The sequence below is a fragment of the Rubellimicrobium sp. CFH 75288 genome, assembly GCF_009904055.1.
Lineage (GTDB): Bacteria > Pseudomonadota > Alphaproteobacteria > Rhodobacterales > Rhodobacteraceae > Rubellimicrobium.
On the sequence record NZ_WYDP01000001.1, the window covers coordinates 497,875 to 516,660 of the forward strand.

20 protein-coding genes are annotated in these 18,786 nt (G+C 69.3%); 15 read left to right on the forward strand and 5 right to left on the reverse strand.

Translation table 11 applies throughout. The features are described 5' to 3' along the window. Positions 1–74 precede the first annotated feature (74 nt). Positions 75–1,091 carry a patatin-like phospholipase family protein gene (locus GT358_RS02445; RefSeq protein ID WP_166580958.1) on the reverse strand — a complete coding sequence of 339 codons (1,017 nt, stop codon included), beginning with the start codon at positions 1,089–1,091 and terminating at the stop codon, positions 75–77. A gap of 591 nt (positions 1,092–1,682) precedes the next feature. Here GT358_RS02445 and GT358_RS02450 point away from each other — a divergent pair. From GT358_RS02450 to GT358_RS16475, 3 genes are read left to right on the forward strand one after another with little or no spacing between them, the layout of a single operon-like run. Further along, positions 1,683–3,134: a cytochrome ubiquinol oxidase subunit I gene (locus GT358_RS02450; RefSeq protein ID WP_166580959.1), complete on the forward strand. Its 1,452-nt coding sequence runs from the start codon at positions 1,683–1,685 to the stop codon at positions 3,132–3,134. 2 nt (positions 3,135–3,136) lie between these two features. Continuing rightward, positions 3,137–4,168 carry a cytochrome d ubiquinol oxidase subunit II gene (gene cydB, locus GT358_RS02455; protein WP_208103262.1) on the forward strand — a complete coding sequence of 344 codons (1,032 nt, stop codon included), beginning with the start codon at positions 3,137–3,139 and terminating at the stop codon, positions 4,166–4,168. Then, complete coding sequence (locus GT358_RS16475) at positions 4,168–4,281, forward strand: DUF2474 domain-containing protein (RefSeq protein WP_243730649.1); 114 nt, start codon at positions 4,168–4,170, stop codon at positions 4,279–4,281. The genes cydB and GT358_RS16475 overlap by 1 nt, the downstream gene beginning before the upstream one ends. Before the next feature lie 11 nt (positions 4,282–4,292). Here GT358_RS16475 and GT358_RS02460 read toward each other — a convergent pair whose 3' ends face one another. Genes GT358_RS02460 through GT358_RS02470 form a run of 3 tightly spaced genes read right to left on the reverse strand, consistent with a single transcriptional unit; the run spans position 4,293 to position 6,154 of the window. Next, complete coding sequence (locus tag GT358_RS02460) at positions 4,293–5,348, reverse strand: YeeE/YedE family protein (protein WP_166580960.1); 1,056 nt, start codon at positions 5,346–5,348, stop codon at positions 4,293–4,295. A gap of 46 nt (positions 5,349–5,394) precedes the next feature. Then, positions 5,395–5,736: a helix-turn-helix transcriptional regulator gene (locus tag GT358_RS02465; RefSeq protein WP_166580961.1), complete on the reverse strand. Its 342-nt coding sequence runs from the start codon at positions 5,734–5,736 to the stop codon at positions 5,395–5,397. Positions 5,737–5,785: 49 nt separating this feature from the next. Further along, complete coding sequence (locus GT358_RS02470; protein ID WP_166580962.1) at positions 5,786–6,154, reverse strand: transcriptional regulator; 369 nt, start codon at positions 6,152–6,154, stop codon at positions 5,786–5,788. Positions 6,155–6,233: 79 nt separating this feature from the next. Here GT358_RS02470 and GT358_RS02475 point away from each other — a divergent pair, with 79 nt between their 5' ends. From GT358_RS02475 to GT358_RS02520, 10 genes are all read left to right on the forward strand, one after another. Then, positions 6,234–6,974: a cytochrome c biogenesis protein CcdA gene (locus GT358_RS02475; protein ID WP_166580963.1), complete on the forward strand. Its 741-nt coding sequence runs from the start codon at positions 6,234–6,236 to the stop codon at positions 6,972–6,974. Positions 6,975–6,993: 19 nt separating this feature from the next. Further along, positions 6,994–7,581: a thioredoxin family protein gene (locus tag GT358_RS02480; RefSeq protein WP_166580964.1), complete on the forward strand. Its 588-nt coding sequence runs from the start codon at positions 6,994–6,996 to the stop codon at positions 7,579–7,581. A gap of 91 nt (positions 7,582–7,672) precedes the next feature. Further along, the gene (gene soxX / locus GT358_RS02485; RefSeq protein WP_166580965.1) at positions 7,673–8,155 is read left to right on the forward strand and encodes a sulfur oxidation c-type cytochrome SoxX; all 483 of its coding nucleotides are present in this window, start codon (positions 7,673–7,675) and stop codon (positions 8,153–8,155) included. Between the two features lie 14 nt (positions 8,156–8,169). Continuing rightward, positions 8,170–8,592, forward strand: a complete 423-nt coding sequence (soxY, locus tag GT358_RS02490; protein ID WP_166580966.1) for a thiosulfate oxidation carrier protein SoxY — start codon at positions 8,170–8,172, stop codon at positions 8,590–8,592. A 28-nt stretch (positions 8,593–8,620) separates the two neighbouring features. Beyond that, positions 8,621–8,950: a thiosulfate oxidation carrier complex protein SoxZ gene (soxZ, locus tag GT358_RS02495; RefSeq protein ID WP_166580967.1), complete on the forward strand. Its 330-nt coding sequence runs from the start codon at positions 8,621–8,623 to the stop codon at positions 8,948–8,950. Between the two features lie 32 nt (positions 8,951–8,982). Next, positions 8,983–9,837 carry a sulfur oxidation c-type cytochrome SoxA gene (gene soxA / locus GT358_RS02500; RefSeq protein ID WP_166580968.1) on the forward strand — a complete coding sequence of 285 codons (855 nt, stop codon included), beginning with the start codon at positions 8,983–8,985 and terminating at the stop codon, positions 9,835–9,837. 79 nt (positions 9,838–9,916) lie between these two features. Next, positions 9,917–11,611 carry a thiosulfohydrolase SoxB gene (gene soxB / locus GT358_RS02505; RefSeq protein ID WP_166580969.1) on the forward strand — a complete coding sequence of 565 codons (1,695 nt, stop codon included), beginning with the start codon at positions 9,917–9,919 and terminating at the stop codon, positions 11,609–11,611. Positions 11,612–11,625: 14 nt separating this feature from the next. Continuing rightward, entirely contained in the window at positions 11,626–12,909 is a 1,284-nt protein-coding gene (soxC, locus tag GT358_RS02510; protein WP_166580970.1) for a sulfite dehydrogenase, read from the forward strand. Further along, entirely contained in the window at positions 12,893–14,350 is a 1,458-nt protein-coding gene (locus GT358_RS02515) for a c-type cytochrome (RefSeq protein WP_371416198.1), read from the forward strand. Before soxC ends, GT358_RS02515 begins: the two co-directional genes overlap by 17 nt. Before the next feature lie 109 nt (positions 14,351–14,459). Beyond that, on the forward strand, positions 14,460–14,897 hold the full coding sequence (locus GT358_RS02520) for a DUF302 domain-containing protein (RefSeq protein ID WP_166580971.1): 438 nt from the start codon (positions 14,460–14,462) through the stop codon (positions 14,895–14,897). 9 nt (positions 14,898–14,906) lie between these two features. Here GT358_RS02520 and GT358_RS02525 read toward each other — a convergent pair whose 3' ends face one another. Next, the gene (locus tag GT358_RS02525) at positions 14,907–15,824 is read right to left on the reverse strand and encodes an MBL fold metallo-hydrolase (protein ID WP_166580972.1); all 918 of its coding nucleotides are present in this window, start codon (positions 15,822–15,824) and stop codon (positions 14,907–14,909) included. Positions 15,825–16,497: 673 nt separating this feature from the next. Between GT358_RS02525 and GT358_RS02530 the strand changes: the two genes are divergently transcribed. Both GT358_RS02530 and GT358_RS02535 read left to right on the forward strand, forming a co-directional pair. After that, positions 16,498–17,154, forward strand: coding sequence for a helix-turn-helix domain-containing protein (locus GT358_RS02530; RefSeq protein WP_166580973.1), 657 nt, complete (start codon positions 16,498–16,500; stop codon positions 17,152–17,154). Between the two features lie 20 nt (positions 17,155–17,174). Continuing rightward, a complete protein-coding gene (locus tag GT358_RS02535) occupies positions 17,175–18,767 on the forward strand; it encodes an ABC transporter substrate-binding protein (RefSeq protein ID WP_243730650.1) in 1,593 nt (530 codons plus the stop codon). Positions 18,768–18,786 lie beyond the last annotated feature (19 nt).

Sequence of the window (18,786 nt, forward strand, 5' to 3'; positions counted from 1 at the left end):
ACCCGGATACCGCATGGTCGCCGCCGTGCCGCGCAGCGCGGAGGGCCGCCCTCGGCGCGCGGACGGACCGACCCTCAGGCCAAGAGCGCCGCAGGGTCGAAGGTGGAGGTCTCGCCCAGCCGGTCGTAGCTCGCCTCGAGCCACGCCTCCGCCCGCGCCCAGCCGATCCCGTGCAGGTGCCGCAGGAAGGCCCATTCGGCGTTGAGCTTGCTCGACACCCCCAGACCGCGCAGCGCGTCCTCCCCCTCGATCCGGTGCAGCAGCACGTCGCGCGACTTCGACCGGTTCGTCCCCTCCTCGTCCACCAGCGCCTGGAGCAGCATCAGCGACCGCAGCTCGCGGATGAGCGAGGCGTTGAAGGTGATCTCGTTGAGCCGGTTCTGGATGTCCTGCGCGCGCCGCGGCACCTCCTCGCGCCGGATCGGGTTGATCTGCACGATGACGAGGTCGCGCGCCGCGCATTCGTCGATCAGCGGGAACAGCACCGGGTTGCCCATGTAGCCGCCGTCCCAGTAGGCTTCTCCGTCGATCTCGACCGCCCGGTAGAGGAAGGGCAGGCAGGCCGAGGCCATCACCGCGTCCGCCGTCACTTCCGGCCCCCGGAACACCCGCGCCTGCCCGGACCGCACGTTGGTCGCGGCGATGAAGAGCTTGACGGCCGTGCAGCAGCGCACGCTGTCGAAATCCACCTGCTCCACCAGCAGGTCGCGCAAGGGGTTGATGTCGAAGGGGTTGAACTCGTAGGGCGACACCGCCCGCGTCAGCCAGTCGAAGGCCAGAAAGCCCGGCGAGGCATCGAGGCTCCAGCGCCCGAGCAGCACGTCGAGCGGCGAGCGGCGGATCGGGCTCGCCATCGCTGCCCGGCTCACGGCGCGCCAGAACCGCTCGAGCGCCGCGCGCGCGCCCTCGCGCCCGCCGCGGTTCATCCCGTCGGCCAGCACCACCGCGTTCATCGCGCCCGCGCTCGTGCCGCTGATCGCCTCGATCCGCAGCCGGTCGTCGGCGAGCAGCCGGTCCAGCACTCCCCAGGTGAAGGCGCCATGCGCTCCTCCGCCCTGCAGCGCGAGGTCGATCGGTTTGGGCTCGGGCATCGGTCTCTCCGGCTGGACTCCAGGGCCAACGGCCCGCCGGGCCCCTCGCGGGGGCCTGCCGCGGGCACGCCGGGGGAACAGCCCCGGTGCGCTCCGGTTCCCGCGCCGGCGTTAACCGGACCTTAACCTGTCCATGGCATCAAGAAGGAAATCCCCCCGAATCGCGGAGACCTCCGATGCGACCGGCCCGCCGGCCCACGATCCCTTGCCGCCACCGCGCCCCCTGGGCGCGGGCCGTCGGCCTAGGCGCATCCGGACGGGGGTCCCAGCGCGGGCAGCCCTGCCGCCGAGAGCGTCTCGCCCCGATCGACGGAGGCCCGGTCGCCGCAGGGCACCGCGCGCGCCCTCTCCGGCTTGCCGCCATCCATCCGCTCGCCGGCGGCCGGACGGGCGGAGACCGGAGGACCACCGCGTCCGCCCCGTCGGCATCGGGGCCGGCACCCCGCCGCGCCCGTGCCGCGCCGCCCCGGATCTGCGCGCTTCGGCCGCGGCCGCTCCGCCGCGGGAGCCCTTGGTCGGCAGGTGCAGCAATGCTAGCCGCTCTCCATGGGCTGCCGACCAGCCGCCGGTTTGCCACGGAGCTCGCAAGCCATGTTCGCCGATCTCGATGCCGTCTTCCTGGCCCGCATCCAGTTCGCCTTCACCGTCTCCTTCCACTTCCTGTTCCCGGCCTTCACCATCGGTCTGGCGAGCTATCTCGCGGTGCTCAACGGGCTGTGGCTGTGGACGCGCGAGCACCGCTATCTCGAGCTGTTCCGCTACTGGGTGAAGGTCTTCGCGCTGGCCTTCGCGATGGGTGTCGTGTCGGGCATCGTGATGTCCTATCAGTTCGGCACCAACTGGTCGGTCTTCGCCGACCGTGCGGGGCCGGTGATCGGGGCGCCCATGGCCTACGAGGTCCTGTCGGCCTTCTTCCTCGAGGCCGGGTTCCTCGGGATCATGCTGTTCGGACGCGAGCGGGTCGGGCCGGCCCTGCACATGGCGGCCTGTCTCGCCGTGGCGGGGGGTACGGTCCTGTCGGCCTTCTGGATCCTGTCGGTCAACTCATGGATGCACACGCCGGCGGGCTACACGATCGACGAGGCCACGGGGCAGTTCCTGCCCGAGGACTGGTGGGCGATCATCTTCAATCCCTCCTTCCCCTACCGTCTCGCCCACACCGTTACCGCTGCCTACCTGACGACGGCCTTCATCATCGGCGGGGTGGGCGCCTGGCACCTGCTGCGCGCGCGGCGCCGCGGCGAGAGCCCGAGCGCCGCCACGCGCACGATGTTCTCCATGGCGATGTGGATGGCGGTGGTGGTCGCGCCCGTGCAGCTGCTGCTGGGCGACCTGCACGGGATCAACACGCTTCACCACCAGCCCGCCAAGGTCATGGCGATGGAGGGGCATTACGAATCCCACCCCGAGGGTTGCGCACCGCTCTACCTGTTCGGCCTGCCCAACGACGCCGAGCAGCGGCTCGACTATGCGGTGGGCATCCCCTGCCTGTCGAACCTCATCCTGAAGCACGACTTCACCTCGCCCCTGCCGGGCCTCGACACGATCCCCGACGAGGATCAGCCGCCGGTGGCGGTCGTCTTCTGGTCCTTCCGCGTCATGGTGGGGATCGGGCTTCTGATGATCGCCCTCGGGGTGTGGGCGCTCTGGGCACGATGGCGGAAGCGGCTCTACGATTCGCCCGCGCTTCACCGCGCCGCCGTGGCGATGGGCCCGTCGGGTCTCGTGGCGGTGCTGGCGGGCTGGATCACGACGGAGGTGGGCCGGCAGCCCTTCACCATCCATGGCCTGCTGCGCACCGCCGAAAGCGCGAGCCCGCTGGCCGCGCCGGCCGTGGCCTGGTCTCTCATCGCCTTCGTGGTGATCTACTTCGCGGTCTTCGGAGCGGGCACCTATTACATCCTGCGGCTGCTGTCGCGCCCGCCCAAGCCCGACGAGCCGCGGCTCAAGGACGTGGTCGAGGGGCCCCTCCGGACCGCCGGCATCACGCCTGCGCCCCTCGAGGCCGCGCGGCAGGGCCGGCCGCAGCCGACGGGAGGCTGACCATGCCGATCGCCGAGGGGGTGTCGTTCGACCTCACCGTGATCTGGGCGTTCCTGATCGCCTTTGCAGTGTTCGTCTATGTGGTGCTCGACGGCTTCGATCTCGGGCTGGGCGTGCTCTTCGCCGCCGAGCCTGCGCGCGAGGACCGAGACGTGATGATGAACTCGGTTGCTCCGGTCTGGGACGGCAACGAGACCTGGCTCGTGCTGGGCGGCGGCGGGCTGTTCGCCGCGTTCCCGCTGGCTTATGCGGTGGTGCTGCCGGCGCTCTATGTGCCGATCCTCGCCATGCTGCTTGCGCTGGTGTTCCGGGGCGTCGCCTTCGAGTTCCGCTGGAGGACCGAGCGCTGGCGGCGGGTATGGGACCTCGCCTTCATCGGCGGCTCGGCGCTGGCGGCCTTCTCGCAGGGGGTGGCGCTGGGGGCCCTCCTGGAAGGGATCACGGTCGATCCGGCCGCGCGGGCCTACGGCGGCGGCTGGTGGGACTGGCTCACGCCCTTCTCCCTCTTCGTGGGGGTCGCCGTCGTCGTGGGCTACATGCTGCTCGGCGCCACCTGGCTCGTCATGAAGACCGCCGGCCCCCTGCAGGAGCGGATGCGCACCCGCGCCCGCTGGCTGGGCCTTCTCACGGTGGGCTTCATCGGCGCGGTGAGCCTGTGGACCCCCTTCCTGCAGGAGGGCTACTATGCACGCTGGTTCTCGGGCTGGGGGCTCGCGGCGGCCGGCGCGGTGGCGGTGGCGGTTCTGGTCCTCGCCGGGCTGATGGAGCGCTCGCTCGCGGTGCACCGGCACGAGTACCGTCCCTTCCTGCTCGCGCTCGGGCTGTTTGCAGTCTGCTTCGCGGGGCTGGGGGTGGCCATGTGGCCCTACGTGATCCCGCGCAGCGTGACCATCTGGGAAGCCGCGGCCCCGGAGGCGAGCCAGATCTTCATGCTGGTGGGCGCGGCGGTGCTGATCCCGGTCATCCTAGCCTACACGGCCTATGCCTACTGGGTGTTCCGCGGCAAGGTCGATCCGCAGGCGGGTTATCACTGATGGCCATGCGGCGGCCGTCGGGCCGGCAGGTCCTCTGGTTTGTCGGGCTCTGGGCCGGGGGTGTCGCCGTGCTGGGCGCCGTGGGGCTGCTGATCCGGGCGGTTCTGGGCTGAGGACGCGACGCTCAGGCGGCGGGACGGAAGCCGACGATGAGCTGGCGCAGCCCGAGTGCGGCGCCGAGCCAGATCGCCACGAGCACCACCGGCGCGGTGACCGCGAGAGCGGCGAAGCCCGAGAGCCCCTGCCCCACGCTGCACCCCCCGGCCAGCACCGCGCCCAGCCCCATCAGCGCCGCGCCCCCGATCTGACGGCGCAGCTCGCGCGGGTCCTCGCAGGCCTCCCAGCGGAAATGGCGGCGGCGCAGGCAACCCGCGAAGGCGCCGGCCAGCACGCCCGCGACCGAACCCACGGCAAAGGAGGGGCGCGCGCCGCTCGCGGTCATGACGTAGAGCAGGCTCTCGCCCACGGGGGCCGCGAAGCTGTGGGAAGCGAGGGGCGCCGCGGCGAGGCCGTGCTCGATCACCGCCTGCACGCCCACAAAGCCCGACGCGATGGCGAGACCCACCGCGACGCCCCAGGCGGCCTGCCCCGAGGACGGCCGATCGCGTCCGGGCAGGAGCGCAACCGCGAGCACGAGAAGCCCCGCAAGGAGCCCGGGCACGGCCGCAGGCAGGCCGAGCAGCGCCCCGGCCCCCTGCGCGAGCCCGCGCGGGGCTGCGGGCGTCTCGACGACGAAGAGCGCCACCCGCGGGGCGGCGAGTGGACCCGACAGCGTGACATAGGCCGAGATCCCGAGCACGAGGACGATCATCAACGCACGCAGGTCGCCTCCGCCCAGCCGGGCCAGCGCGCCGTAGCCGCAATTGCCCGCCAGCGCCATGCCGTAGCCGAAGATGACGCCGCCCAGCGCCGCCCCGAGGATCGTTGGCGCCCCCGGCCCGAGATAGGCCACCGCATCGGGATTCACGAGCCCGGCCAGGGCCGCCGCGAAGGTGGCGAGGATCGCTGTCCCGAGCGCCACCGCCCACATCCGCATCCGTGCGGCGTTGCCGCCGTAATGGAGATCCTCGATCGCGCCCAGCGTGCAGAACCGCCCCAGCCGGGCGGCGAGGCCCAGGACAAGGCCGCCCCCCGCCCCCACGGCGAACAGCGACCAGTCGATCCCGAGCGCGTCGATCATGGCGTGCCTCCGGCTGTCCGGCCGCGGGGGGCGGAGCCTGCCGCCCTCAGGCCTTGCAGTAGAGTTCGTAGATGAGCTCGAGGATGCGGCGCGGCCGGTCGTCGGTCAAACTGTAATAGATGGTCTTGCCGTCGCGTCGCGGGCGGACCAGCCCCTCCAGCCGCAGCCGGGCGAGCTGCTGGGATACGGCCGCCTGGCGCGCCGACAGCAGGCGCTCGAGTTCGCCCACCGATTTCTCGCCCGTCACGAGATGGCACAGGATCAGCAGCCGACCCTCGTGGCTGAGCGCCTTGAGGACGTCCGAGGCCTGCTGGGCCTTTTCCATCATCCGCTCAAGTTCGGTGTCGGAGAGGGATTCGTCGAAGGCAGGAAGGGTCAGGGCAGCCATCCTCGGGTTCCATGGAGCACCTTAACCCTATACGGCTCAAGGCTTTGGCTCAATCCTGTTCGGTTCGTGACCATCCGGCCCGTTCGAGCAGGACACCGAGGAGGCCCCAGAAGAAGTCCTCGCCCGGATAGCCCTCGATCCGCCCCAGCTCGCGGCCTTCGTCATCGACGAGCACGAAGGTCGGGGTAAGTCGGGGACGACTCTGGAGGACAAGGTCGTCCGGGACGGGCTGGTGCAGGTCGATGCGCCGCAGGGGGGCAGCCTGCCCCTCCTCGGTCAGGGGATATTCCGGCGCCACCTCCCTGTCCCACCGCGCGCACCAGGCGCAGCCGGCCTGCTCGACCATGACGAGTTCGAGCGCCCGCGCGGGCCAGGCCAGGCCGGACAGGAGGATGACGGAGAGGAGCAGACGGAGCATGGAACATCCGGCGATTGACGGGCGCGTGACGCACAACCTAATCTGAATACGTGATTGCGACAACGCCGGGGGTTGACTGGTGCTCGACGTGACCCTGACCGCGGCGACGCTGGCCGGATTGTTGTCCTTCCTGTCACCCTGCGTGCTGCCCATGGTGCCGTTCTATCTGGGCTATCTGGCCGGGTCAGGGGCGCAGGCGGTGGCGGCGGGGGGAACCGTCACGCCGGCCCTGCGGATGCGGGCCGTCCTGGGCGCCATGGCCTTTGCCGCGGGGATCATCGTCGTTTTCGTGTCGCTCGGCGCCACGGCCTCGATGGCCGGACAGCTGGTGCGGGAGTGGTTCGACATCCTGCGATGGGTCGCTGCGGGGGTCATCGTCGCGATGGGCCTGCATTTCCTGGGCGTCGTGCGGATCCCGATCCTCTATCGCCAGTTCCGGGCCGAGATGGGGGATGTGCGCGACCTGTCGCTCGGCGGCGCCTTCGTGCTGGGCCTCGCCTTCGCCTTTGGCTGGACGCCGTGCGTGGGCCCGGTTCTGGCCGCGATCCTCTTCACCGCGGCGGGCACCGAGACGGCCGCGCGGGGCGCGGGTCTCCTGCTCGCCTACGGCATCGGCATGACGCTGCCCTTTGTCATCGCCGCCCTCTTTGTCGGGGGCTTCATGCGGCTGATGGCGCGCTTCCGGCGCCATCTCGGCACGGTCGAGAAGGCGATGGGTCTCCTGCTCGTCACCTTCGGGGTGCTGATCGCCACCAACTCGGTCAACCGCATCGCGCAATGGATGATCGAGACCTTTCCCGTCTTTGCACGAATCGGATGAGCCTAGGGGAGACCGGACCATGCGCATCCTGCCCACTGCCTTCGCCCTTCTGGCGCTGATCGCCGCCCCGGTCGCCGCCGAAGCACCGGCGTCCATCCCCGAACCCGTCCTGGGCGACGACGGGCTCCACAAGGCCCCTTGGCTGCGCGAGACCTTCCGGGACCTGCGCGAGGATCTGGCCGAGGCCGAGGCCGAGGGCCGGCGGATGATGCTGCTCGTCGAGCAGCGCGGCTGCATCTACTGCACGCGCCTGCACGAGGAGATCTTTGTCATCCCCGAGATCTACGAGATGCTGGACGAACGCTATTTCGTTGTCCAGATCAACATGTTCGGCGACGTGCCCGTGACGGACTTCGACGGCACGACGCTGCCCGAGAAGGACGCGGTGCGCCGCTGGGGCGTGCTGTTCACGCCGACGATGATCTTCCTGCCGCACGAGGTGCCTGAGGGCCAGACCGCCGCGCAGGCCGCGGTGGCGACGATGCCCGGCGCCTTCGAGCGCTGGACCACGCAGAACATGCTGACCTGGATCCTCGAGGAAGGGTATGCCGGCGACGAGCCCTTCCAGAAGTATCACGCACGCGTGTTCGCCACGCAGGGCGGATGACATTCACAGACTCAAATCTGTTGTTGCGTCCGGGCCAGCCTGCGGTTTAGGGTCGCAGGCCAGAGGCGGAGCAGCCGCCGCGGGAGGAGACATGACAGGGACTTGGCGCTTGGCTGCCGGGATCGTGGCGGTTGCGACCGTGGCATCGGCGCAGGCGGTGATCGCGCCGAACGCGGTGGAGTTCGACGAGTATGGCGAGGTGGCGCAGTCCCTCACCGGCGTTCCCGGCAATCCCGATGCCGGCAAGGAGGTGATGGCGACTCGCAGCCTCGGCAATTGCGTGGCCTGCCATCAGGTCACCGCGATGGCCGATGTGCCCTTCCACGGCGATGTCGGGCCGTCGCTCGACGGAGTGGCCGACCGCTGGAGCGAGGCGCAGCTGCGCGGCATCGTCATCGACGCCGACCGCACCTTTCCCGACAGCATCATGCCTGCCTTCTACAAGACCGACGGGTTTACCCGGCCTGGCGACGGCTACACGGGCAAGGCCGCACCGGCCGACCTGCCGCCGATCCTGAGCGCGCAGCAGGTCGAGGATGTGGTCGCGTATCTGATGACCCTTCACGACGAATGACCACGGAGAATCCCATGACCCATACCCGCAGAGAGGCCCTCCTGGTCGGCTTGGGCGCCCTCGTGGCGACCGCCGGGATCCCTAGGCTTGCCTTCGCCGCCACGACCGAGGAGCGGATCGCCGAGTTCACCGGCGGTGCTGCGCTCGGCGAGGGCGGCATCACCCTGACCGCGCCCGAGATCGCGGAGAACGGCAACACGGTGCCGATCTCCGTCGAGGCGCCCGGTGCGGTGGCGATCATGCTGCTGGCGGCCGGCAACCCCAACCCGGACGTGGGCACCTTCCGCTTCGGCCCGCTCGCCGCCTCCCAGATGGCCTCGACGCGGATCCGGCTGGCCGGAACCCAAGACGTGATCGCCATCGCGCAGATGGCCGACGGCTCGTTCGTCAAGACCGCGCGCGAGGTAAAGGTCACGATCGGCGGCTGCGGCGGCTGACGGCAGGAACGGACCAAGGAGAGCAGACATGGCAGAGAACGTCACCCCCCGCGTCCGCGTCCCGGACTCTGCGAGCGCGGGCGAAGCTGTGCTCATCAAGACGCTGATCAGCCACCCGATGGAATCCGGGCAGCGCAAGGACTCGCAGGGCAACGTGATCCCGCGGTCGATCATCAACCGCTTCACTTGCGAGTTCAACGGCGAGACCGTGATCGACGCCACGCTGGAGCCGGCGATCTCCACCAATCCCTATTTCGAGTTCGAGGCGCTGGTCAACGAGTCCGGAACCTTCGTCTTCACCTGGTATGACGACGACGGTTCCGTCTACGAGGAACGCAAGGACATCACCGTCTCCTGACGGAGACGGGGCGGATGGCAGGGGAGGCAGGGATGCGACAGGCAAAGCGGCTGGTCGGCGGCGGGGCCGTGCTGGTCCTGCTGCTGGCGGGGGCGGCCTTGGCCGATCCCGACCATGACGAGCTGATCGTCAACGGCGAGATCGAGATGATCGTGCGCGCCCCGGCGCCGCCGCATGTGGAGAACCTCGACGAGATCATCTCGGGCTGGTCGTTCCGCACGGACGAGACGCAGGCGCTCCAGATGGACGATTTCGACAATCCGGGCATGCTCGGGGTCGAGCGCGCGCTCGTGATGTTCGACACGCCGATGGGTACGGCCGGACAGGCCTGTTCCTCCTGTCACGAGACGCCCGAGGCGCTGCGCGGTGTCCGTGCCACCTATCCCAAATGGGACGAGGAGCGGCAGACCGTCCAGACCGTGGAGATGCAGGTCAACGAGTGCCTGACCGAGCGGATGGGCGCCGAGCCGCTGGGCTACGACAGCACCGAGATGGTGGACATGTCGGCGCTGATCGCCTCGGTCTCGCGCGGGATGGTGGTGGACGTGGCGATCGACGGGCCGGCCCAGTCCACCTGGGAGAAGGGGCGGGAGATGTACTACACCCGTTTCGGTCAGCTCGAGCTGGCCTGCGCCAACTGCCACGAGGACAATGCGGGCCGGATGATCCGTGCCGACCATCTGAGCCAGGGGCAGATCAACGGCTTTCCCGCGTACCGTCTCAACAACGCGGCGCTGATCTCGGTGCACAACCGCTTCCGCGGCTGCATCCGCGACACGCGGGCCGAGACCTTCGAGGTCGGCAGCCCCGAATTCGTGGCGCTCGAACTCTATGTCGCCTCGCGCGGCAACGGCCTGACGGTCGAGGGGCCGTCGGTCCGCAACTGAGAAGCCCGGCCCGCGACCCGGAAGGAGCGCGGGCCGTTTCATCTCTGGAGACATTCACGAAAATGCATAGGTTGTCCCCGTGATCCCGCGTCGCCAGTTCATCCAGGCGGGCCTCGCCGCCTCCGCGCTCTGGGGTGCGTCGGGATTCGGGTCCTGGAGCCGGCTCGCGGCGCAGCAGCGTCTGACGCAGGACGATCTCATTGGCCCGGCGGGCACGGGCAATCTGACCCTGATCCACATCACGGACATCCATGCCCAGACCCAGCCCGTCTGGTTCCGGGAGCCCGAGATCAATCTCGGCGTGGGCGAGGCCGCGGGCATCCCGCCCCATCTGACAGGGGCCGAGTTCCGCGCCGCCTTCGGCATCGAGAAGGGCTCGGCGCTCGACTACGCGCTCACCTACGAGGATTTCGTCGCGCTGGGTCGCGAATACGGGCAGATGGGCGGGCTTGATCGCATCGCCACCGTGGTCAAGGCGATCCGTGCCGACCGGCCCGACGCGCTTCTGCTCGACGGCGGCGACACCTGGCAGGGCTCGCTGCCTGCGCTGCGCACGGCCGGGCAGGACATGGTGGACCTGTTCAACGCACTGGGCGTCGACGCGATGACTGCGCACTGGGAGTTCACGCTCGGCTCGGACCGTGTGCGAGAGATCGTGGAAACCCAACTCGCCTTCCCCTTCCTCGGGGCGAACATCTTCGACGCCGAGTGGGACGAGCCCGCCTTCGAACCGGTGGCCGTCTTCGAGCGGGGCGGCACGAAGGTGGCGGTGATCGGTCAGGCCTTCCCGTACCTGCCGGTGGCCAATCCGCGCTGGCTCTTTCCCGAATATTCCTTCGGCATCCGCGAGGAGCGGCTGGCTGCGGTCGTGAGCGAGGCGCGCGCCGGCGGCGCAGAGGTCGTGGTCCTGCTCAGCCACAACGGCTTCGACGTGGATCGCAAGATCGCCCGGAACGTCCCCGGCATCGACGTGATCCTGACCGGCCACACGCATGACGCGATCCCGGAGCCGGTGCAGGTCGGCGAGACCTTCCTCATCGCCTCGGGCAGCCACGGCAAGTTTGTGAGCCGGATCGATCTCGACGTGAGGGACGGGCGGATGCAGGGCCTCGCGCACCGGCTCATTCCCGTCTTCTCGGACGTGATCGCGCCCGACCCGGAGATGGCGGCGCTGGTGGAGGCCACGCGCGCGCCCTTCGCCGAGGAGATGGCCGAGGCGCTGGGAACCACCGAGTCGCTGCTCTACCGGCGCGGCAACTTCAACGGCACCTGGGACGACGTGATCTGCGACGCGCTCCTGTCGCAGCGCGACGCCGAGATCGCGCTGTCGCCCGGCTTCCGCTGGGGGGCGAGCGTGATGCCGGGCGAGACGATCACGCGCGAGGACGTCTTCAACGTCACCGCGATGTCCTATCCGGCGGCCTACCGGACCGAGATGACGGGCGAGATGCTCAAGATCGTGCTCGAGGACGTGGCCGACAACCTCTTCAACCCGGACCCCTACTACCAGCAGGGGGGCGACATGGTCCGCGTGGGAGGTCTGGGCTATCGCATCGATGTGGGCGCGCCCATGGGCTCGCGCATCTCGGACCTTGTCCTGCTGTCGAGCGGCGAGCCGATCGATCCGGCTCGGGCCTATGCCGTGGCGGGCTGGGCCAGCGTCAACGAGGGAACCGAAGGCCCTCCCATCTGGGAGGTCGTCGAGGCCCATATCCGGTCCCAAGGCACGGTGCGCGCCGAGCCGCGGAGCCATGTGACCGTCACCGGCATCTGAGAAAGGAGCGAGGCATGAGCAACAGGGAGCTTCCCTTCCGCCCCGACCGCCGCCGCCTTCTGACGGGTGCGGCTGCGGCCGGCGGCGCCTTGGTCGGTGCCCGGATGGCGCTGGCGCAGGGAGCCGGCCCGGCGCCGGACCCGGCGATCACCACCCTCCAGCCCTGGACGCGCTTTCTGGGCGACGGTGTGGATGCACGCCCCTACGGCAAGCCGTCCGAGTTCGAGGCCCATGTCGTGCGGCGCCATGTGCCGTGGCTGACGGCGGACCCGGTCTCCTCCGTGAACTTCACGCCGCTGCACGAGCTCGACGGGATCATCACGCCCAACGGGCTGTGCTTCGAGCGTCATCACGGCGGCATCGCCGAGATCGACCCGGCGCAGCACCGGCTGATGATCAACGGCCTCGTGGACCGGCCGCTCGTCTTCACGATGCAGGACATCCTGCGCTTCCCGCGCGAGAACCGCATCTACTTCCTCGAATGCGCGGCCAATACGGGGATGGAGTGGGCGGGCGCGCAGCTCAACGGCTGCCAGTACACGCACGGCATGATCCACAACGTGATGTACACGGGCGTGCCGCTGCGCCTGCTGCTCGAGGAGGCGGGGCTGAAGGGCTCGGCCTCCTGGATCCTGGCCGAGGGCGCGGATGCGGCGGCGATGACCCGGTCCATCCCGCTCGAGAAGGCGATGGACGACTGCCTCGTGGCCTTCAAGATGAACGGCGAGGCGCTGCGCCCCGAGCAGGGCTATCCGCTCCGGCTGGTGGTGCCGGGCTGGGAAGGCAACATGTGGATCAAGTGGCTGCGCCGGATCGAGGTCGGCGACCAGCACTGGGGGCAGCGCGAGGAGACGTCGAAATATACCGACACGCTCGCCGACGGGCGGTCGCGGCGGCACACCTGGGTGATGGACGCGAAATCGGTCATCACCAACCCCTCGCCGCAGGCGCCCATCCGCACCGGACCGGGGCCCGTGGTCATCACCGGCGTGGCCTGGTCGGGACGCGGTACCATCCCGCGCGTGGACGTCACGCTCGACGGCGGCATCAACTGGCATCAGGCGCGCATGTCGGGGCCCAGCCTCGACAAGTCGATGCACCGTTTCTACTTCGAGTTCGACTGGGACGGACGCCCGCTGCTGCTCCAGAGCCGCGCCCATGATTCCACGGGCTACGTCCAGCCGACCAAGGAGGCCCTGCGGGCCATCCGAGGCGAGAATTCCATCTATCACAACAACGGCATCCAGACATGGGCCGTGAACGAGGCGGGGGAGGCCGAGAATGTCGAGATTTCTTGAGCCGCTGCCGTTCTTCGGACTGGTGGCGGCAGGCACCGCCGCGTTCCTTGGATCGGGCGTCCTGGTCACCAACAGCATCCACGGATCGGGGCGCGGCGGGGCGAACGATGCTGTCCTCGTCGGCGCAGCACAGGCGCAGGTCGTCGAGACTCCGGCCGCGCAGGAGGTGACGCCCTCCGTAACGGCCGCGGCGGACCCTTCGCCTGACCCGGAGGCGCCTGCGCAACAGCCCGCCCCCGGGATGGTCGCGACAGGCGGGGACGCCCCGGCGAATGCCGCCGGTGCCGTCGTGCCGGTCGCCTTCGAGGAACAGCCCGCCCCCTCGCGGCCGGGCGGATACGGTCTGGGCCGCGAAGCGCTGCCCGAGGAGATCGCCGCATGGGACATCGACGTGCGGCCTGACGGGCAGGGCCTGCCCGAGGGTTCCGGCGATGTCTGGACGGGCGAGGAGCTCTTTGTCGAACGCTGCGCAGTATGCCACGGTGATTTCGGCGAGGGGGCCGGGCGCTGGCCGCAGCTGGCGGGAGGGTTCGGCACGCTCGACGGCGACGATCCGGTGAAAACGGTCGGGTCCTTCTGGCCCTATCTGTCGACGGCCATCGACTACATCCACCGCGCCATGCCGTTCGGGGATGCGCAGTCGCTCACGGCCGACGAGACTTACGCGATCACGGCCTACATCCTGCACCTCAACGATCTGGTGGACGACGACTTCGTCCTGAGCCCGGAGACCTTCGCCTCGGTCCAGATGCCCAATGCCGACGGCTTCTTCGAGGACGACCGCGACGAGGTCGAACTGGTGGAATTCTCGCGCGAGCCCTGCATGGAGAATTGCAAGGAATCGGTCGAGATCACCATGCGGGCGACCGTGCTGGATGTGACCCCGGGCGACGGGTTCGACGTGGCGGATGCGGCCGACGCCGCCGTGGCGGTGGCCGAGGAGCCGGCGATGGCCGAGGCTGTGGGCGGCACCAACACCACCGAGGCCGAGGCGGCACAGGCCGAGACGACCGAGGCCGCAGCGCCGGACGCCACGGCGGAGATGGCCGCTGTGCCGGACGAGGCACCGGCGGCTGAGCCTGTCATGACCGAAGCCGTTCCGGAGGCGGACGCTCTCGACATGGCCCTGGTCGCCGCGGGCGAGCAGGTGTTCCGCCGCTGCTCGGCCTGTCACGAGGTGGGAGAGGGAGCGCGGACGCGCACCGGGCCGGTGCTGAACGGAGTGGTCGGTGCCCCCATCGCCTCCGAGGAGGGTTTCCGCTATTCGCGGGTTCTCGAGGAAGCGGGCGAGGCCGGGCGCGTGTGGTCCGTGGAGGAGCTTTCGGCCTATCTGGCCAACCCGCGCGGCTACATGCCGGGAACCAAGATGGCCTTCCAGGGCCTGCGCTCCGACGACGAGATCGCGGCCGTGATCGCCTTCCTGCAGAGCCATCCCGAATGACGGGAAGGGGGCCGTCCGCCCGTTCCGCCGGAGCGGATCCGGGCGGTTCCCGCGGAAACGAGGTCCGGGCGGAACCCATCCGCCCCTCCCCCATCACAGGAGCACCACCATGCGCCGCGTCATCCTGACCCTGACCCTCTGCCTGGCGGGGGCTGCCGCCCTTCGTGCCGAGGAGGCGGTGGTCGTCTATCCCTTCGATGGTTCTTTCGAGGACGCCGCCTTTGCCGTGGAATCGGCCATCACCAACCAGGGGCTGGTGATCGACTACACCAGCCATGTCGGCGAGATGCTCAACCGCACGGGCGCCGATGTGGGCAGCGACGTGGTCCTCTTCGACGAGGCGGACATCTACGTGTTCTGCTCCGCCGCGGTGTCGCGCCGCGTGATGGAGGCCGACCCCATGAACATCGCCTTCTGCCCCTACGGCATCTTCGTGGCCGAGCGCGAGGGCGAGGTCATGGTGGGCTACCGCACCTATCCCGACGGGCCGATGGACGAGGTGGAGGCCCTCCTCGATTCCGTCGCCCGCGAGGCCACGGGGGGCTGAGCGCGCCCCTCACGGGGCGGGGACGAAGGCATAGCCCTCCTCCGCCGCCTCGATGCGGCCGATCCCGCCTTCGGGGAAGTGGAAGGCGATGACCGGCTGCCCCCGCGCGGCGAGATCGGCGAGCAGCGCCGTCCGGCTCGCCGCCGCGAGAGCCGGGTCCTGGTCCGAGGCCAGTTCCCAATGCGGCCGGGCCAGCGCGATTGAGGCGTTGGGGATGGCATCGCCCACGACCGTCAGCGCATCGTCCCCCTCGCCGAGACGAAAGGCCATGTGACCCGGGGTGTGGCCGGGCGTGGCCTGCGCGACGAGCCCCGTCAGCAGGCTGTCTCCATCCTCGAAGGTCTCCACCAGGTCGCCCAGAACCCCCAGCCGTCGGGCAGCGCCAGCCACGAAGAACTGCCGGTCGGGACCGATGCTGTCGGCGGTCGCGGGATCGAGCCAGTAGTCGCGTTCGACCCGGCCCATCAGGTGACGGGCATTGGCGAACAGCGGCTCGTCGAACTCGTCGAGGACGCCCCAGAGATGGTCGGGATGTCCATGGGTGAAGACCACATGGGTGATCGCGCCGGGATCGATTCCCGCCGCCCCGAGCGCATCCAGCAGATGCCCCGTGCTGGGCATGAAGTCGGGTCCAGCGCCCGTGTCGAACAGCACCGTCCGGTCCTCCGATTGCCAGAGCGCGACGTTGCAGGGCACCCGCAGCTCCGGCCCGCTCACCCCGGCGGCGGCGAGCAGCGCGCGCGCCTCCTCCTCGGGCAGGCCGCCCAGGACGAAGCTTTCGGGCAGAACAAGGGCGCCGTCGCTCAGGCTGAGCAGCCGCCCGCCGGCCAGTGCAACTTCCGTGGCGGCCCAGACCCGACGGACGGAGCCCGAGCAGGCCAGTGCGCCGATGGCGGAGCCGAGCAGACGGCGGCGGGTGATCACCATGTCGATCCCTTTCCTTGACGGGGATGATCGTAGGTCGTGAGCGGTGCCTTGTCACCGTCGTGGACGTCCTGTCCGGCATCCGGCCACTCTCCGCCCACCGGCGGTTTCCGCCTCGCATGCCCTTCCGGTCCGGATCCGTTCATCTCGCGGGGCGCTGGGGCTGGTCGGCGGCACGTTCGACCCGCATCCTCGTGCCGCAGGGCTGTGGATCATTCGCTTCGCGGCCGGGTGAGGGTCGTCTCGACGCCTCGCCGGACGGTCACGGCTGGGCCGCCGCCCCGAGGAAGGGCCTCAGCCGTCAATTCCCGCAGGAGCGGGAAGAGTCGCCCTGACGACAGACGCCATCGCCTCGTGAGCAACGCAGCACGGGAAGGCGAAGCAGCCCCGGGCCGCCGTTCCGGAACCCAGCCCTGCCGCGACCTCATAAACCCCTGTCGGGCCTTCGGGCAGGCGTGGGATCCCCGTCATTCGCTGGGATGCGTTCGTCGGGGCAGAAGCTCTGTATTGGTGCACAGGTTGCGGGACCCGCGACCCCATCCGCCAAGGGCTGCGCCTGCAAGGCGTCTCGATCGCGAGTCCGCCTCCGCCGCGGCCGGGCAGGACCCACAAGAAAGACATTGACGCGCGGCGCCCTTTTAGTCTCACTGTAATTTTAGCTGCACTAAAGGCTCTCATGCTGCTGTCCACCGCTCAGGCTCAATCCCACGAACACGAACCCGCGCTTGATCCGCAGACCTTCCTCGGATTGCGGATGCGCGAACGGCGCAAGGCACTCGGACTGACGCTCCAGACCGTCGCGGAGGAGGCCGGACTGACAGCGGGTTTCATCAGCCAGGTCGAACGTGGCCTGACGGCACCCTCGCTCTCCTCTCTCACCGCGATCAGCCGGGTTCTCGGGCTCGATCCTGGTGCCTTCCTTGTTCAGCCGTCAGATCCCGGCCCGATGACCCGGGCTGGCCATCGTCCGGTCTACGGCTTCGATACCTCCCAGATCGGATACGAGCGCCTCTCGACCACCTTCCCCGGCAACGTGCTGCGCGCCGTGCTCATCCACGAGGCGCCTGGTCACCGGACCGAGCCGATCCGGCACGAAGGCGAGGAACTCTTCTTCATCCTGTCCGGTGCCCTGACGGTCGAAATCGAGGGGCAGCGCCACGTTCTGAATGCCGGTGACTCGATCCACTTCGCGTCAACCCGCGTCCATTCGAGCTGGAACCATACCGATCAGGTCACAACGCTTCTGCATACCTGCACGATGGACGTCTTCGGCGACGCCCGACGCGCCGCCCACCACCCCGGCGGGGTTGCCGCCGCACAAACGAGCGACTGACAAGAAACAGGGAGACTGCGATGAAGACCTATCTCAGGATCGCTGCATCCGCACTCGCGATGACGGCGATGGTTGCTGCGGCCGCTCCGAGCTGGGCCGAGGGCGTCCTTCGACTCGACGAGGTGCCGGTCGGCGAACTCGACCCGGCGAAGGCATCGGACTATGCTGACTCGCTCCTGATGTTCAACGTCTATGACACGCTGGTGCTGCCCGCGCAGGGAGCGCCCGGTCATGTGCCGCATCTGGCCATGGACTGGGTGGTGGACGGCACCACCGTGACCCTGACCCTGCGCGATGATGTTGCGTTTCATTCGGGCAACCGGATGACGGCCGAGGACGTGGTCTTCTCGGTCGAGCGCATGCAGGCCCTCGGGGAGGGTCTGTCGTTCCTGTTCACTGTCGTCGAGAGCGTCGAAGCCGTGGATGACACGACGGTGCGCTTCACTCTCTCGGAACCCTACGCCCCCTTCATCGCGTCGCTCGTGCGACTGCCCATCGTCGACAAGGAGACGGTGATGGCCAATCTCGGCCCGGGCAACGACGAGATGGGCGACTGGGGACAAGCCTTCCTTTCGGCCAACTCGGCCGGGACGGGGGCCTATGTCGTTCGCAGCCACAACCCGCAGGAAGAGACGGTCCTTGTCCGCAACGACAACTACTTCCTGCCCGTCGATCCCGGCGCGCCCTCCGAAGTCCGGCTGCGCTACGGTCTGGAACCGGCTACCATCCGGGCGCTCATGGCGAGTGGCGAGCACGACATCACGTCGCAGTGGCTCCCGCCCGAAGTCATGTCGGCCCTGGCGGGCGACGGCGCCCAGTTCTTCAGCGAGAGCGGCACCGGCGGGTTCTATATCAAGCTGAACACGACCAAGCCGCCGCTCGACGACGTGCACTGCCGCCGTGCCCTTGCCGCAGCCTTCGATTACGAGACCGCCATCGCGATCACCCGGATCGCCGAAGGCGTTGCCGGCGGCTTGCCTGCGACCGGCGCGATCCCCGTCGGCATGTTCGGCGCCAATCCCGCCGACGAGCCTCTCGTCCGCGACATGGAGGCAGCCCGCGCTCATCTCGAGGCCTGCGCCTACAATCCTTCCGAGCACACGCTGGAAGTGAGCTGGATTGCGGAAGTCCCCATCGAGGAACGCTTCGCCCTCCTGATGCAGGCGAACTTCTCGGAACTCGGCTTCAACACCGAAATCGTGCGGGTGCCGTGGGTCCTCTTCACCGAGCGGGTGACGAATCCCGAATCCACTCCCCACATCAGCCAGGTCTTTGTCACGGCCGTGACGGGCGATCCCGACACGCTGCTCTTTCCCATGTATCACTCCTCGGCCGCCGGCACATGGCAGTCGCCCGAATATCTCGACGACGCCGAGGTGGACCGGCTGCTTGAGGAGGGCCGGAGCGCAGACTCCGACGACGCCCGCGAGGCGGCCTATTCGGCCCTGAACGCGCGGCTGATGGACCTGGCGCCGACCATCTACGCCTTCGACCGCAACTCGGTCTTCGCAGCCAGTCCGCGCGTCTCGGCTCCGGCCCTGACCGATCCGGCGGCCGCCTTCGGGGTTGATGGCATGGGCTTCAGCTTCCGCCTCATGACGCTCGACGACTGACGCCCCCCGCCGCCGGGGA